Genomic DNA, 15,260 nt, shown 5'->3' with positions numbered 1-15,260 from the left:
TCTGGTGATTTATGGACGATTTAACCCTGCGTTATTACGACGCTGAAATGCGCTACTTGCTGGAAGCGGGTGAAGAGTTTGCCCGTGCTCATCCTGAGCAGGCGGCAATGCTCAATCTCGACAAAGCGGGCGCCCGCGACCCCTTTGTCGAGCGCCTGTTTGAAGGTTTTGCCTTCCTGATGGGCCGCATGCGCGAGAAACTCGATGACGATCTGCCTGAGCTGACCGAAGGCGTGGTCAGTCTGCTGTGGCCCCATTATTTACGTACCATTCCCTCGATGTCGGTCGTGGAGTTCACCCCCGACTGGCCGGAAATGAAAGAGCCGATGACGATGGCCAAAGGCTTTGAAGTGCTTTCCCGGCCGATCGGTGAAAAGGGCACGCGCTGCCGGTACACCACCACCAAAGCGATCGCTCTGCAGCCGTTATCTCTTGAGCACGCCCGGCTGGCCACCGATACGGATGGCCGGTCAGTGATCACGCTGCGCTTTAACTGCAGCCAGCTGACGGACTGGAGCCGGGTCGATCTCAGTCATATCCCGCTCTACTGCAACGCCGATGCGCCGCTGGCCTGCGCCATGCACGAGGCCTTTACCCTCAATGTAGCCCGGATGTGGCTGCGCATGTCCGATGAGGTGGACAGAAGGCCGCTGGACGGGTATTTCAGCGCGCTGGGATTTGGCGAGGAGGACAGCCTCTGGCCTGAAGATGGCCGCAGTTTTCGCGGTTACCAGCTGCTGCTGGAGTATTTTACCTTCCGCGAAAAGTTCATGTTCATCGATCTGCGCGGGCTGGAGACGGTGGCTTTTCCGGCCGGACTGGCGTGGTTTGAAATCGACGTCGTGCTGGCGGAACGCTGGGAACATGACTTCCGCTTCAGCGAAAAGCAGCTGCGCCTGCACTGCGTGCCAGTGATCAACCTGTTTCCGCTGGAGTCCGATCCGCTGACCATCAATTCCCTGCAGACCGAATACCCGCTGCGCCCGATGCGCGTGCAGGACGGCCACACCGAAATTTACACCGTCGATTCCGTGATCTCCTCGCACCAGCAGGTTTACGCGCCGTTCTCAAGTTTTCGCCACAAAGGCGGCATGATGCGTCATGACGCGGCGGACTATTACTATCATACCCGGGTGCGCCGTGGCCCCTCCGGGCTGTACAACACCTGGCTTATCGTCGGCGGGGAAGCCTTTGACAATCATACCGTACCGGAAGATGAAAGCCTGTCGCTGACCCTCACCGGAACTAACGGCCAACTGCCGCGTCGCGCGCTGCAGAGCACCGTACTCGATACGGTGATGAAAACCACTTCCGCCAGCGTCGCGGTGCGTAACCTCTGCGCACCAACGCTGCCGTGCTATCCCCCGGCCCAGGACCGCTTTCACTGGCGGGTGCTGAGCCATCTGGGCAGCAGTTTTCTTTCCCTGATGGACAACGCTGAAGTCCTGCGCGGCACCCTGGCGCTGTATGAATGGACCGACAGCGAGATGAATCGTCGGCGTCTGGAAGCCATCCTCGACGTGAATCACCGCGCAACAGAGCGCTTTGCGCAGGGCCATCTGGTGCGCGGCGTGCAGATTGAAGTCACCCTCGACAGTCACGGCTTTGCCGGACGAGGCGACATATGCCTGTTTGGCGAGATGCTTAGCCGCTTCTTTGCGCTCTACACCGACATCTACTTGTTCAACCGCCTGATTATCATTCTGCAACCAACCGGAGAACGACTGGAATGGGAAGAGAAGCACAGCCGACGCATTCCCGGCTGAACCCGCGGCTGGAAGCCGACCTGCCGCGGATCAATTTTTACCGCTTCTGCCAGCTTCTGGAAAAACGGCGTCCCGGCCAACAGCTGATGGGGGCGACCAGCCATCCGGCTGACGATCCGGTGCGTTTTTACCCGCATCCGGGGATGGGATTCCCGGCCAGCGAACTCAGAGCCGTGGAATACGATGAGGCTGATGACTGCGGGCCGCCGGTCATTCGCACCACCTTTATGGGGTTGTACGGTGTCGATTCGCCGCTCCCGACGGCATATCTCGATGATATCGCCCAGCGCAGGGAAGGGCATGAAGCGCTGCAGGGCTTACTGGATATCTTCAGCCACCGGATCATGACGCAGTTTTACCGCATCTGGCGGAAATACTCCTGGCCCGCCACCTTTGAGCCTGGCGGCACCGATCGTCTCTCGCAGTCGCTGCTGGGCCTGGCGGGGTTGGGCATCCCCGGCACGACGCAGCATATCGCTTCGCCGGCGTCGCGCTTTCTGGCGCTAACTGGCGTGCTGCGGCAGCCTGGCAAAACCCAGCAGGGGATCCAGGCGCTGGTCACCCTGCTGGCCCCGGAGACCACCGTCAGGGTGAGCCCGTACAGCCTGCGTCCGGTGGCGATCAGTCAGCCGCTGGGGTTTTACGGCGATGACGACTTCTTACTGGACGGCAATATGCCGCTGGGTGACGAAGCGATGGACGCCAGCAGCCAGCTCCTCGTCGCCCTTACCACCGACAATCCCGCGGAGGCGCAGGGCTGGAAGCCTGACGGCCCGCTGTTTCGGGACTTTCTCATCCTGCTGCGTGTATACCTCGGCTGGCGATTCCGGGCCAACATCACCCTGACCGCGCCGACCCGACTGCTGGCTGTCCCGCCGCTGGGGGACGAGCCGTTCTGGCTCGGTATGAACGGCGTGCTGGGTGTGGGGGAGGGCGAGTGTCAGGACGATATTCCTCAGACCTTTACCACCGAGCTGGGTACCTATACGGGCCTGCAGCCTGCCACCTTTCTACAAGGAAACCGACGTGTTACGTACAAGTTTGACTAAAACCGCCTGCCTGCTGCCCCTGCTTGCGCTTTGTCTGAGCGGGTGCGGGCTCACCCAGCGTGTCTCGGAGGGGACCAAAAATGCCTTCAACGCCGTTTTTTATAAGCAAATTAATACGCTGCATCTGGACTTTACCGCGCGTGAAGCGCTCAACACCGATGCCAGAGAGAATCACTCGCTCTCTGAACCGGTGGTGGTGCGCATCTATCAGCTTAAAGATCGCCAGACCTTTGACCGGCTGGTTTACCAGCAGCTGCTGGAGGAGGGGGATATTCTGCTCGCCGCCGATCTCCTCGCCAGTCGCGATGTGGTGATCAGTCCCGGAGGGGATGCCAGTCTGAATATGCCGCTGGAAGCGGAGGCGACGTTCGTGGCGGTTGTCGGCCTGTTCCGCCATCCGGACACCGAAAGAAATATCTGGAAGCAGGTGCTGGGGCGTGAGGAATTGGATCCGGACAAGCCGCGCATTTTCACCGCCGAACGCAACCAGCTACGGCTCAGGTCTGAAGCGGCGAAGTAATGTCGAAAACAAACATTTGCGGCGGGGCCATCGCGCCAGTTCGCCCTCAATCTTCGTAACCAGCGAACGGGCGATAACCATCTTCACCACAGTACAGGGAGATAACGTGACAGCGAGGGAACGTTTTTTTAAGAAACTGCAGCAACAGCAAAATCCGCGGCGGACAGCGGCCCTCGACGGGTCGGTCGCCGCGGATATCGCCAGGTTTCGTCAGCAGATGGCGGCGCTGGCTCAGCAGATAAGTCAGTGGTTTGATGGAACCGGTATTGAGGTGGTGATTTCGACCCGCCATCTCCACGACCTGAGTACCCTTGGCTACAGCCTCAACAACGGCATCTGCCGCTACGATATCCCGGCCATTCGTCTGCAAAACGGCGAGCGCAGCGTCAATATCGTGCCGCAGCAGCTGTTGGATGGCGTGGAAAAGGGGATCGTGACGCTGAGTCTCGAGACCCCCGGCGGTGCGGGCTCCCGGGAGGTGTTTTATCTTAGCCTGGCCCCGGAGGATGGCTGGATGATCCGCAAGGCGCACCAGCCCCCGCAAGCGCGGCTTATGCTTACCGAAGATCGCTTTTTTATGGCGGTCGACAGCCTGGCCTGACAATCCCTGACAGGCGATGACGTTCCCGCGGCGGCGGTGCAAAGCGCGCGCCGCCGCCCTGGAGTATCAGGCGCCAAACGCGCCGTCGATGGTGTGCATGGCGCCAGTGACAAACGACGCCTCCGGACCGGCCAGCCACGCCACCATTCCCGCCACCTCTTCCGGGCGGCCATGGCGCTTAATGGCCATAAAGCTGTGCATCAGCTCTTTCATCGGACCGTTCTCCGGGTTGGCGTCGGTATCAATTGGGCCGGGCTGGACGACGTTGACCGTGATGCCGCGCGGGCCAAAATCCCGCGCCAGGCCACGCGCCAGCCCCTGCAGGGCCGATTTGCTGACCGCATAGGCCGCCATTCCCGGCACCGGCATGCGATCGCCATTGACCGAACCGATGACAATAATGCGCCCGCCTACCGGCATGCGGCGTGCCGCTTCCACGGAGGCATGGTAGGGGGCATGAATATTGATGCGGAACAGGCGATCGATGGCATCGCTGTCCTGCTCGAGAGCGCCGCCGAAAATCGCGATCCCGGCATTGACCACTAACACGTCCAGCGGGCCGCTGTCGCGGACCAGGCTTATCACCGCATCGCGATCGGCGCTATCCGCCTGCACCGCCGTGCTGCCGGTCTCCGCCGCCAGCCGCTCGGCCGCTTCCGGCGAACCGGAATAGCTAAACACCACCGATGCGCCATCGGCGACAAAACGCCTGACAATCGCCGCGCCAATTCCCCGACTCCCGCCTAAAACCAGCACTGATTTGTTGTGAAATGCTGTCATATCCCGTACCTCATGATATTGTAGTGACGATTACAATATGCTGCGGCAAAACAGGCTGTCAAGGATTAATATAGTGACTACTACAAAATCAGGGCGTACTCCGGGACGTCCTCGCCAGTTTGATGCGGAACAGGCCATTGAAACGGCACAACGCCTCTTTCACGCGCGAGGCTATGACGCGGTGAGCGTGGCCGATCTGACCCAGGCTTTCGGTATCAATCCCCCGAGTTTTTATGCCGCTTTCGGCAGCAAGCTCGGGCTGTATACCCGCGTCCTGCAGCGCTACAGCCAGACCGGGGCCATTCCCATCGACGCCCTGCTGCGAGACGACCAGCCGGTGGCGGCGTCGCTCATCGCCGTGCTGCAGGAGGCGGCTCGCCGCTATGTGGCCGATCCGGCCGCCGCCGGCTGTCTGGTGCTGGAGGGGGTACATTGCCAGGATGCTGACGCCCGAGGGGCGGCTGGCGAATGGCATGCCGCGGCAAGAGCCAAAATCCAGCAGTATATCGCCCGCCATCGCCCGCAGGACGCGCTGCGGGTGACTGACTATATGGATACACTGATGCTTGGCCTGTCGGCGAAAGCGCGGGAAGGGGATAGTCTGCCGCGTCTCCTGGAGACCGTGCGGCTGGCAGGCCTGGCGCTGGAGCACATCCTGCCAGCCTGAGTCGTCAGATGGTTTGTCCGCCCGACACCTCGATCCGCTGGGCGGTCACCCAGCGGTTATCGTCGCGCAGCAGGTTGGCGATCATTGGCCCAATATCCTCAGGAACGCCCACCCGTCCCAGCGCCGTCATGGCGGCAAACTGCGCGTTAACCCCCGCGTCGTCCCGCACCAGCCCGCCGCCAAAATCGGTGGCGATAGCCCCGGGGGCGATGGTATTGACGGTGATGCCGCGCCCGCCCAGCTCGCGGGCCATGTACACGCTCAGCATCTCCACGGCCGCTTTGGCCGCAGCGTAGGCGGAGAAGCCAGGATAGGAGACGCGGGTCAGCCCGGAGGAGAAGTTAACGATCCGTCCGCCGTCTGCCAGCAGCGGCAGCAGGGTTTGTACGAGGAAAAATACCCCCTTAACGTGGACGTTAAACAGCCCGTCGAACTGCGCTTCGCGCGTTTCGGCCAGCGGGGCGAATTCGCCGTGCCCTGCGTTATTGATCAGGTGGTCGAAAGTGGCCCGCCCCCAGACGCTGGCCAGCGCGCTGCCGAGGCTGTCGGCGAAAGCCGGGAAGCTGGCGGTTTGCGCCATATCCAGCGGCAGGGCGATGGCCTTGCGCCCCAGGGCGCGGATGTCGGCGACCACCTCTTCCGCCTGTTCGAGATTGCCGCGGTAGGTGACGATGACATCCCCACCCTGGCGGGCGATATCCAGTGCAGTCTGACGGCCAAGGCCGCGGTTGGCGCCGGTAATAAGTGCAATCTTAGTCATGTTCGGTCCTCTCTGGTATGTTGAGGCTCTACAATAGGGGCCGCGCGTCAGGCCGGGTTGCCCAATCCTTGTTATTTTTTGCCCATTTCTCTCCGTTCACTCCCTTTTCCCGGGAAATAGCGCATACTCAGGCTTTAAAACTTGCCTGAAAGGATCTTATGCGCGACGCCCTGTTCGATCTCTGCCGCCGGTTTGCCGATGCTCATGTCGATAGCAGCGGGGTGGCGGTTACCCCGGTTCCCGGCATCACCCTGGTGCGGGCCCTGCATCCTGGCGACCTGCAGGCGGCCATCGCCAGGCCGCTGGTGGCCATGCTGCTCCAGGGGCGCAAGAGCGTGACCACCGGCCTGGCGAGCTTTGACTATGGCCCGGGCGAGGCGATGGTGATTGCCGCGGATGTCCCCACCACCAGCCAGATCACCGAGGCCAGTCAGCGTTTTCCCTATTACGCGCTGGTGCTGGAGCTGGACCTGGCTATCCTGCGCGAGCTGCAGGAGGCCGGGCCGTCAGGGCCGGATGAGGCGCCCCGCGTCGGTATCGAACCGATGAATGCCGATGTGACGGACGCCGCTTACCGGCTGGCAAGACTGTTTGATCAACCGGGGGCGCTGGCGGTGCTGGGGGAAGGTCTGCGGCGGGAGCTGCATTACTGGCTGTTGCAGAGTGTCCACGGGCCGGCCATTCGGGCGCTGGGCGCCGTAGACAGCCATTCGGCGCGGATCCGCCGGGCGGTGGCGATGCTGCGCCGGGATTTTATGCAGCCAGTCAGCGTCGACGCCCTGGCCGACGCCGCCGGGATGAGCGTCTCTGTCTTTCACCGTCATTTCCGCGCCATGACCACGCTGTCGCCGCTGCAATTTCAGAAGCAGTTACGCCTGATCCACGCCCGCCGCCTGATGTTGGCGGAAGGGATGAGCATTGCCCAGGCTGCCGGGGAGGTGGGCTATATCAGCGTGTCGCAGTTCACCCGGGAATACGCTCGCCTGTACGGCGCGCCGCCGGGCCGCGATCGTCGACGGGAAAAAATGAGCGCCTGACCTGGCGCGCGGGCAGGCGGCAGCTCATCCCTGAGCCTGACGCCGGTGGTTTAGTCCGCGATTTTCGCCGTGATATGCACTTTGTTGCCCATCCGCGCTTCAGTGATGCGATAGGTAGTCGCGCCCTCGCGGGCGGCCTGCTGGCGGATTTTGCTCTCCGCATGGTCCAGGGTATCGCCGGTGGCGGTGATGGTTCTGGCATTTGCCGCCAGGGGCAGCAGACAACTCAATACGATCAGTGGAATTAACTTGTTCATCGTCATTCTGTCCTGTGAGAGAAAATCAGCGCGCGGTCTGCAGCCAGCCGGCAATGTCCTGGGTCGGCAGCTGGTGGCGGGCATTCCAGGTGTCGCCCATCGGCCACCACACGCCATCCCCCCGGGCGAAGGCGGCGCGATAGCGCAGCATGGCGTCATCCGGGTCTGTCCGCAGCTGCTCCAGCAGGGCGGGCAGGGTGTGGACGGCTTTGCTGAACGTCTGCTGCGTTACGCGCTCCACGGTATCTGCCAGCTGCCGGTAAGAGGTTGTTTCGCCGGCAACAAACACCACCTCGTTGACGATCCGCGGCTGATGCAGATAAATCGCCGTGGTCAGGCGGCCAATATCCGCCGGTGAGGTGACGGTCACCTGGGTATCCCAGCTGCCAAGGGCGTGAAGGGTTCGGTTGGATAAATTCACTACATCGAAGTCTGGTTCGAAGAGAAAGCTGGTAAACATCCCGGTGGAGACAATGACCCACTCCGTGGCCCGCTGCGCGCGTAGCAGGGTCCGGACATCGTACTGCTCGTCCCAGACCGGCTGACCGCTGCCTTTGCCAACCACATCGTAATTGACGCCAAACTGCCAGGGAAAATAGCGGGGTACCCCGGCCGCCAGCACCGCGCGGGTAATTTTCAGCTGTGTCCCCGGACCGGCGACAAACCCCATGCAGTTAATCACGGTGGTGAATCCGCGAAACTGATCGGCCAGCGTCTCCATGGCGCTACCGGCGATGTCGACGGCGAGGAAGGTGGCTCCGGCGTCGGCCAGCGCCTGATGGTTTGCCGACCGCAGCTGGCCGGCTTCATCCCTGGCCGCCGGCGAGACGATAACCGAGACCGTGCCCTGGCGCTGGATCACCGCAGGCACCAACGCATCGAGAACGGCGGCGCCCAGTTGTCCTGCTCCCAGCACCAATACCTTTTCCTCATGATTAAGATTATCAGTTTTCATTTTGACTCCTTGCTCAGTTAAGCCTTGTATTGACGGGCTACAGGCTCAGTGTAGGGGGGCGGGCATCATTCGATAAGAACAGGATTTCGGGTTAGACTGTTCGTGATAATGGGATAATAATTGCCGGGGGAGTACGAAATGGACAGACTGGATGCCATGCAGTTGTATGTTGCGGTTGTGGATGCCCACAGCTTCGCCCGTGCGGCGGAGGTGCTCGGGCAGCCGCGCTCCACGGTATCGCGGGTGGTGAAGGAGCTGGAAGCCTGGCTCGGGGCGCAGCTTCTCCAGCGCACCACCCGCAAGCTCAGCGTGACGGCGGAGGGTCGCCGGTATTATGAGGAGTGTAAAAGGCTGCTGGCCGAGATGGCGGCGATGGAAGCCTCTTTTCCCGGGCACTCGGCTCAGCCCGCCGGGCGGTTCAAGGTGGGGATGCCGCAATCCCTTGCCCGCCACTGCATTCTGCCGAGGATCGGCGAGTTTTTGCAGCAGTACCCCGACCTGGAGCTGATCCTCTGCTCAAGCGACAACGTGGAAGATATTATCCAGGAGGGATTCGACTGCGTGATCCGTACCGGGCGGATCGAAGATTCTACCACCCTGGTGGCGCGGCCTCTGGCCCGCTACCGCTGGATGGTCCTCGCCGCGCCGGCCTGGCTCGCGGCCCACGGCCGCCCGCAGGGCATCGACGATCTGCACCAGCACCGCGCGGTGGGCTACCTGAACCACCGTACCGGGCGGACTATAGACTGGCTTTTTACTCTCGACGACGGTGATCGCGCGATCCGTATGCAGGAGACGCTGGTGGTTGACGATACCGATGCTTATATCCAGGCCGGCATTCAGGGGCTGGGCCTGATCCGCGTCGCCAGCTATCTGGCGCAACCTTATCTGCAGAGCGGGGCGCTGGTCGCCTGTCTGAAGCAGGCCGCTTCTGATCTTCCCTTGTCGCTGGTCTATCCGCAAAACCGCTATCTGCCGCCGGCGGTGCGCGCGTTTTATGACTGGAGCAGGCGCGTTCTGCAACCCCCGCTCAGCGAGGCCTGATGCCGGGGCATCGGCCCGGTTATTGACCGCGCATGGCCTGTTTTAACTTCGTCACCAGCCAGTTCAGCGCCGGATCCTGCGCCCGGCGTTTGTGCCGCAAAATGCACAGCGTAAATTCCGGATACGCTACCGGCGGAGCGTCCGCGCGCAGCGCATACTGCGCCTGCCAGCGCTGCGCCAGCCCCTGCGGGACGGTGGCGAACAGCGGCAGGGTGGTCAGCAGCAGGGGAAAGGTGGAGAAATTCTGCGTGGCAAAGCGCACGCGCCGCGCGAGTCCCTGGCTGGCGAGCTGGCGGTCAATTTCACCGTGGCCGGTTTCGCGATAGGCCACCATCACATGTTCCCAGGCGACAAAGTCGCTCACCGACAGCGGCCCGCGACAGGGGATCTGCTGCGGCGACCACAGGGTGGTGACTCCCATGGTCATCACTGGCTCGCTGACCACCTCCCCGCGGCTCTGTTTGTTGACAGACACCGCGACATCAATGCGCTCCTCCTCCAGCAACTGGCGAACCTGGAAGGGGTCGGCGGCTATCGACTGCAGTGAGACCCCGGGCGCCTCCTGCATCAGCCCGGGTAACAGCTGGGGCATCAGCCAGTGTTCGCTCCAGTCGCTGAGGCCGATGCGAAAAAGCTGCTGCGCGCGCGCCGGGACGAACTCCCCGGCGCCAAACATCGCCGAATGCAGGTTTTCCATCAGCGGCTGCAGGTCGGTCATCAGCGCTTGCGCCCGCGGCGTCGGCAGCATGCCTCTGGCGCTGCGCACGAACAGCGGATCGTCAAACATCTCGCGCAGGCGTTTTAGCGCCCCGCTGATAGCCGGCTGGCCAAGATGCAACACCTCTGCGGTGCGGGTGACGCTCCCTTCGCGGTACAGCACCATCAAGACCGTCAACAGATTCAGATCGATACGACTAAAATCATTTTCAATGATTTTCTTCATTATGATAATCAATTTGAATGTGGGTTATCCCGGCAGCATAGTGAATCTCACCCCGATAAATCAACCAGCGCAATGCGCGCGGAGGGTGTGATGCAAACTTACCAGACAGGCGATAGCCTGATTTTCAAAGTGCCGGAGCGCGAGATTACCCTGCAGCCGGCGGCGCTCTATCCACAGGCGTTCCCGGTAGCGGAGGCGGACAACGTTATTCAGTCGATTGCGCTGTCGATCCACAGCTGGGTGGTGCAGACCCCCCACGATCTGATTGTTATCGATACCGCCACCGGCAACGGTCGGGAGCGCGGCGGCAATCCACTCTATCATCAACTTAACACGCCGTATCTGGAGAATCTCCGCGCCGCGGGAGTGAACCCGGAGGACGTGACCCTGGTGCTACTGACTCACCTGCATACCGACCATGTCGGATGGAATACTGTCTGGCAGGACGATCGCTGGGTGCCGCTGTTTCCCAACGCCCGGTATCTGTGCTCGGCAAAAGAGCTGACGCGGGTGAAAAACAGCGAACGCTACCGGGCGCTGTGGCTCGACAGCCTGCTGCCGGTGATCGAGGCCGGCCAGCTGGAAACCGTCGATGTGGCGGCCCGGCCGCGGGTCGGCGGGCGGATCGACTTTATCCCCACCCCCGGCCACAGTCCGGACCATGCCGCGCTGATCCTCGCCGCTGGAGATGACTACGCCTGTTTCTCCGGCGATCTCCTTCATTCCCCGCTCCAGTTTGCCCATCCGCAGTGGAACTCAGCGTTCTGCGGCGATCCCCGGCAGGCGGAAGCCTCCCGACGGGAGATGATGGCGTGGGGGGCAAGCCATCATGCTCAATGGTTCACCGGGCATTTTGCCGGGCCTTCCTGCGGCTGGCTGGAGGAGGATAAGCAAGGTGACTATCGCTGGCGAGAGGCCGGGCAACAAGTTGCAGATAAGGGGAAACAGTGATGAATAATGCGCAAAGCGTGTTGGTTTTTGGCGCGACCGGTCAGCAGGGCGGCTCGGTGGCGCGGGCGCTGCTGCACCGCGGCTGGCGGGTTCGGGCGCTGGTCAGGGAGCCTTTCTCCGCCGGGGCCGTCGCGCTGGCGGCACGGGGAGCCGAGCTGGTGGTGGGTACCTTTGAAGACCGGGCGGCAATGCGATCGGCAATGGCCGGGGTCGACGGCGTCTTCAGCGTCCAGCCCAGTTCGCCGGGAGGGACGGTGACCGATGAGCAGGAGGTACGCTACGGGATAACCATCGCCGATCTCGCCGTCGAGTGCGGGGTGAAGCATCTGGTGTACAGCTCCGGCAGCGCGGCGGGGGAGACGCCCACCGGCGTAGCGCATTATGACACCAAAGCGGAAATTGAACGGCATATCCGCCGCCTGCCGCTGGCGGCGACCATCGTGCGTCCCGCCACCTTTATGGAGCTGCTGGTGATGCCCGGTTTTGGCCTTGATGAAGGTCATTTTCACTTTTTTATGCTGCCGGAGGGGAGGATGCAGGTGCTGGCGGTGGAGGATATCGGCCATCTTGTCGCGGCGGTTTTTGCCGCGCCAGCGCGTTTTGCCGGCAAGACGTTTGAGATCGCCAGCGACAGCGTGACCGGCCGTCAGCTGGAGGGGTTATTCTCCGCGGCGGCGGAACGGCCGATCCCCTATTCTCGATTTTCCGATGAGGTGCTGGCTGCCAGTCCTTTTCTGCACAAGCTGACCGGGCTGGTGGACGACGGGCGGCTGGCCGGGCACGCCGACCTCAACGCCCTGCGCCAGCTGCACCCGCAGCTGCACACCTTCGCCGGCTGGCTGGCAGGCCCCGGCCGTCCCGCCTTCGAGCGGGCGCTGACCAGCGGGGCCCGCTGGGCGTTTGATCGTTAAAGGCTGGCGTACCGGTCACTCTCGAGGCGTGCTGTCTCGTCGGTGGCTGGCCGCCGCTAGGCGGCAGTCAGGATCGCGTCGGCCAGCACCGCTAAAATCCGCTCTGCGCGCGGGGCATGGGAGGGCTGCTCCCGTAGCCAGGCAAGCGCGGCAATCAGATCGAACAGTTCGTCTCCGCTGAGATCTGGCCGTGCCTGCCCGGCCTGCTGCGCGCGGGTCAGCAGCGACGTACCGGCGGCGCGCAGGGCAACGCAGGCGCTGTGCAGGGCGGACTCAGGATCGTCGATGGCGCTCATCAGCGGGGCGATGATCCCGCGATGCTGATGGGTAAACGCCACGCTCTCGGCCAGCCACTCCAGCAGCGCCGCGGCAGGATCGGCGACGAGCAGAAGCGACTCAGCCCGGGCGGTTAGCGCCGCAAAGCGGCTGCGGAGCAGGGCTTCCAGCAGGCTGTCGCGGTTGGGAAAGTGGCGGTAGAGGGTTCCCATTCCGACGCCCGCCCGGCGGGCGATATCGCGCAGCGAGGCCTCGGCGCCTTGCTCCACAAACACTTCCCGGGCCACGTCGATCAACAGATCATAATTTTTTCTGGCATCAGCTCTCATTGGCGTTCCTTGACAATCGGAGCACTGCTCCATATATTCGGAACAGTGCTCCGTTAAATATAACGCATTTCCATATGAGGAGAAAGCGATGTCGACGCAGATGATGAAGGCTGTTCAACAGCACGCCTTTGGCGGGCCGGAAGTCCTGAGCTATGACGATGCGCCACTGCCGGTGTTGCAGGCTGGCGAGGTGCTGGTGCAGGTGCACGCGGTGGGCGTGAACCCACCGGACAGCTATCTGCGCGATGGCTATCAACAGCTGCCCCCGGAATGGCGGCCCGAGGTCCGCTTTCCCTTGATCCTCGGGACCGATCTCTCCGGGGTGGTGGTGGCGCGGGCGGATGACGTCCGGGAGGTGGCGGTCGGCGACGAAGTGTACGCCATGGCGCGTTTTCCCGAAGGGGCGGCAGGGGGCAGCCGCGCTTACGCCGAGTACGTTAGCGTGCCGGTCAGCGACCTGGCCCGCAAACCCCTAACCCTGAGCCATCAGCAGGCCGCCGCGGTGCCGATGTCGCTCCTCACCGCCTGGCAGTTCATGATCGATCCCGGGCATGAGGTGGCGAATCCGCTGCAGCCGGGGCCGCATCGGCCGGTGCCGCTGGCGGGTAAACGCGTCCTGGTCAACGGTGCGGCGGGCGGCGTTGGTCATTTCGCCGTACAGCTGGCGAAGTGGCAGGGCGCCGAGGTGATTGCCGTCGCCGCGGGCCGCCATGAAGCCTTTTTACGTCAGCTCGGCGCCGATGCCGTTATCGACTATACGACCACTGCGGTTGAGGAGGCGGTGCGTGACCTGGATCTGGTCATCGATGCGCCGGGCGGGCCGGCCAGCGGCCGTTTTCTGCGTACCCTGCGGCCCGGCGGCGCGCTGTACCCGGTCTTTCCGCTCGGTTTTGCCGGGGCGGAAGAGGCGCGACAGCGCGGAGTGACGGTCTCCACTACCCAGGTACGCTCCAGCGGCGCGCAGCTCGCCCGGCTTGCCGACCTGCTGGACGCCGGGGTCATCCGGGTGGCGATTGACAGCGTTTTCCCCCTTGCGCAGGCGCAGATGGCGCACGAGCGAGCGGTGCAAGGTCGTCTGCAGGGCAAAATTGTGCTGTCGGTGATGGACTCCTCAGCGGAGTAACCCCCGGCGGCCAGGGTTACGTGTTTTCACTTCTCCCGGCGGCGGACTAAAACAGCGCCAGCCGGGCGAGACGGTCCAGCGCGTTGCTCAGCGCGTCGTCGCCTGCCGTGAGGCTGATGCGAATGAACCCTTCACCCCCTTCACCAAAACCAGTGCCCGGCGCCACCAGAATATGCGCTTCCTGCAGCAGCAGGCGGGCAAACTCCTGCGAACGGTAGCCGGGCGGCACGCCGAGCCAGAGGAAGAAAGTGCCTTGTGCGGCACGCGCCGGCCAGCGCAGCGCAGCCAGTCGACGCAGAACCCACTCCCGACGTTGATGATAGACCGCCGTCAACTGCGCAATCCGCTCAGCTGGCAGGTTGAGCGCAGCGATCGCCGCATCCTGAATCGCGCCAAACACCGTGCTGTAGCTATGGGTGTGCAGCTTTTTAAACGCCCGGATAATCGAGGCGTTGCCGACCGCGAAGCCGAAGCGCCAGCCGGCCATATTAAAGGTCTTGGAAAAAGTATAGGTTTCCACTCCCCATGCTTTCGCGTTGGGCTGGGAGAAGAGGCTCAGCGGCGCATCGCTGGCCGCGCTGCCGATGGCCGCATAGGCAAAATCATGGAGGATCGGCACCTGGTGACGACGGGCAAATTGCAGAGCGCTGGCGAACAGCGCCGGCGTGGCGAGGGCGCCGGTTGGATTATGCGGGTAGTTAAGCACCACCAGCCCGGCCTTGTCAGCCACCTCCCGGGGGAGGTCGTTAAAATCCGGCAGGAAATGGTTCTCCGCCCTGAGCGGCAGGCCATAAAACGTTGCCTGGGACTGCAGCGCCGCTGAGCGGTAAATTGGATAGCAGGGATCGGTGGAGATCAGATATTGACCGGGGCTGAGCAGCGCCCGCGGGATGCCGCCAATGCCGATATGCGAACCCTGAAACACGGCGACTTCGCTGTGCGGATCGAGTTCCACATCATACTGCCGGCGGTAGAACTGGGCGATCGCCTCGCGGACCTGTGGTTTGCCCCAGAACGACGGGTAGCCATGGTTTTCACGACGATGAATGGCGCTCTGCAGCGAGTCAATCACTTCCGGCGGGGTGGGTTGATCCGGACTGCCGCTGGAAAGATCGATCAGCGGTAGCGCTTCGGTGTTGACCTCCGCGGCCAGTTTTTCCAGCAGGCTGAACAGATTCTCTTCCAGCGCGTCCACCAGCGGCGAAGCAGTAAAATCAGGCATAACATTCCCGGTTTAAGTCACGAATAATTAGCCATCTTTCATGTACAGGATCTTTAGCTACAACCAATT

16 protein-coding genes and 1 pseudogene are annotated in these 15,260 nt (G+C 62.7%); 10 read left to right on the top strand and 7 right to left on the bottom strand.

Annotation, left to right across the window (positions count from 1 at the left end; genetic code table 11):
• Positions 1–11 precede the first annotated feature (11 nt).
• From tssF to HMPREF3096_RS08145, 4 genes are all read left to right on the top strand, one after another.
• On the top strand, positions 12–1,766 hold the full coding sequence (gene tssF / locus HMPREF3096_RS08160; protein ID WP_032730176.1) for a type VI secretion system baseplate subunit TssF: 1,755 nt from the start codon (positions 12–14) through the stop codon (positions 1,764–1,766).
• Complete coding sequence (tssG, locus tag HMPREF3096_RS08155; protein ID WP_032730177.1) at positions 1,730–2,815, top strand: type VI secretion system baseplate subunit TssG; 1,086 nt, start codon at positions 1,730–1,732, stop codon at positions 2,813–2,815. The genes tssF and tssG overlap by 37 nt, the downstream gene beginning before the upstream one ends.
• Entirely contained in the window at positions 2,793–3,335 is a 543-nt protein-coding gene (tssJ, locus tag HMPREF3096_RS08150; RefSeq protein WP_070544386.1) for a type VI secretion system lipoprotein TssJ, read from the top strand. Before tssG ends, tssJ begins: the two co-directional genes overlap by 23 nt.
• A 106-nt stretch (positions 3,336–3,441) precedes the next feature.
• Positions 3,442–3,936 (top strand): hypothetical protein, encoded by a 495-nt coding sequence (locus HMPREF3096_RS08145; protein WP_047666455.1) that lies wholly within the window; start codon positions 3,442–3,444, stop codon positions 3,934–3,936.
• Positions 3,937–4,002: 66 nt separating this feature from the next.
• On the opposite strand, the gene bdcA is transcribed toward HMPREF3096_RS08145, so the two are convergent.
• Positions 4,003–4,716, bottom strand: coding sequence for an SDR family oxidoreductase (gene bdcA / locus HMPREF3096_RS08140; RefSeq protein ID WP_032730179.1), 714 nt, complete (start codon positions 4,714–4,716; stop codon positions 4,003–4,005).
• A 73-nt stretch (positions 4,717–4,789) separates the two neighbouring features.
• Here bdcA and HMPREF3096_RS08135 point away from each other — a divergent pair, with 73 nt between their 5' ends.
• Positions 4,790–5,383, top strand: a complete 594-nt coding sequence (locus HMPREF3096_RS08135; RefSeq protein WP_008805172.1) for a TetR/AcrR family transcriptional regulator — start codon at positions 4,790–4,792, stop codon at positions 5,381–5,383.
• 4 nt (positions 5,384–5,387) lie between these two features.
• Here the strand turns inward: HMPREF3096_RS08135 and HMPREF3096_RS08130 are convergent, their stop codons facing one another.
• Positions 5,388–6,143, bottom strand: a complete 756-nt coding sequence (locus HMPREF3096_RS08130; RefSeq protein ID WP_032730180.1) for an SDR family NAD(P)-dependent oxidoreductase — start codon at positions 6,141–6,143, stop codon at positions 5,388–5,390.
• 158 nt (positions 6,144–6,301) lie between these two features.
• Between HMPREF3096_RS08130 and HMPREF3096_RS08125 the strand changes: the two genes are divergently transcribed.
• A complete protein-coding gene (locus HMPREF3096_RS08125) occupies positions 6,302–7,180 on the top strand; it encodes an AraC family transcriptional regulator (RefSeq protein ID WP_004151595.1) in 879 nt (292 codons plus the stop codon).
• A gap of 50 nt (positions 7,181–7,230) precedes the next feature.
• Here HMPREF3096_RS08125 and HMPREF3096_RS08120 read toward each other — a convergent pair whose 3' ends face one another.
• Both HMPREF3096_RS08120 and HMPREF3096_RS08115 read right to left on the bottom strand, forming a co-directional pair.
• A complete protein-coding gene (locus tag HMPREF3096_RS08120) occupies positions 7,231–7,437 on the bottom strand; it encodes a YdgH/BhsA/McbA family protein (RefSeq protein ID WP_004179576.1) in 207 nt (68 codons plus the stop codon).
• Between the two features lie 25 nt (positions 7,438–7,462).
• Positions 7,463–8,392, bottom strand: coding sequence for an aromatic alcohol reductase (locus HMPREF3096_RS08115; protein ID WP_032730181.1), 930 nt, complete (start codon positions 8,390–8,392; stop codon positions 7,463–7,465).
• 138 nt (positions 8,393–8,530) lie between these two features.
• On the opposite strand from HMPREF3096_RS08115, the gene HMPREF3096_RS08110 reads away from it, so the two are divergent.
• Complete coding sequence (locus tag HMPREF3096_RS08110; RefSeq protein WP_032730182.1) at positions 8,531–9,436, top strand: LysR family transcriptional regulator; 906 nt, start codon at positions 8,531–8,533, stop codon at positions 9,434–9,436.
• A 19-nt stretch (positions 9,437–9,455) separates the two neighbouring features.
• Here the strand turns inward: HMPREF3096_RS08110 and HMPREF3096_RS08105 are convergent, their stop codons facing one another.
• Entirely contained in the window at positions 9,456–10,379 is a 924-nt protein-coding gene (locus tag HMPREF3096_RS08105) for a LysR family transcriptional regulator (protein ID WP_032730183.1), read from the bottom strand.
• Between the two features lie 87 nt (positions 10,380–10,466).
• Between HMPREF3096_RS08105 and HMPREF3096_RS08100 the strand changes: the two are divergent.
• Both HMPREF3096_RS08100 and HMPREF3096_RS08095 read left to right on the top strand, forming a co-directional pair.
• Positions 10,467–11,337 (top strand): annotated as a pseudogene (locus tag HMPREF3096_RS08100) (MBL fold metallo-hydrolase).
• A complete protein-coding gene (locus HMPREF3096_RS08095) occupies positions 11,330–12,241 on the top strand; it encodes an NmrA/HSCARG family protein (protein WP_032730185.1) in 912 nt (303 codons plus the stop codon). Before HMPREF3096_RS08100 ends, HMPREF3096_RS08095 begins: the two are co-directional and overlap by 8 nt.
• Positions 12,242–12,297: 56 nt before the next feature.
• On the opposite strand, the gene HMPREF3096_RS08090 is transcribed toward HMPREF3096_RS08095, so the two are convergent.
• On the bottom strand, positions 12,298–12,846 hold the full coding sequence (locus HMPREF3096_RS08090; RefSeq protein ID WP_023297494.1) for a TetR/AcrR family transcriptional regulator: 549 nt from the start codon (positions 12,844–12,846) through the stop codon (positions 12,298–12,300).
• 88 nt (positions 12,847–12,934) lie between these two features.
• Between HMPREF3096_RS08090 and HMPREF3096_RS08085 the strand changes: the two genes are divergently transcribed.
• Positions 12,935–13,969, top strand: a complete 1,035-nt coding sequence (locus HMPREF3096_RS08085) for an NADP-dependent oxidoreductase (RefSeq protein WP_032730186.1) — start codon at positions 12,935–12,937, stop codon at positions 13,967–13,969.
• A 46-nt stretch (positions 13,970–14,015) separates the two neighbouring features.
• Here the strand turns inward: HMPREF3096_RS08085 and HMPREF3096_RS08080 are convergent, their stop codons facing one another.
• Positions 14,016–15,191, bottom strand: coding sequence for an aminotransferase class I/II-fold pyridoxal phosphate-dependent enzyme (locus tag HMPREF3096_RS08080; protein ID WP_023340043.1), 1,176 nt, complete (start codon positions 15,189–15,191; stop codon positions 14,016–14,018).
• Between the last annotated feature and the right edge of the window lie 69 nt (positions 15,192–15,260).

Source organism: Klebsiella sp. HMSC25G12, assembly GCF_001807705.1.
GTDB classification, from domain to species: domain Bacteria; phylum Pseudomonadota; class Gammaproteobacteria; order Enterobacterales; family Enterobacteriaceae; genus Klebsiella; species Klebsiella variicola.
The sequence above is the reverse complement of the archived record's forward strand: the minus strand, read 5'-3'. Positions and strand labels throughout refer to the sequence as shown.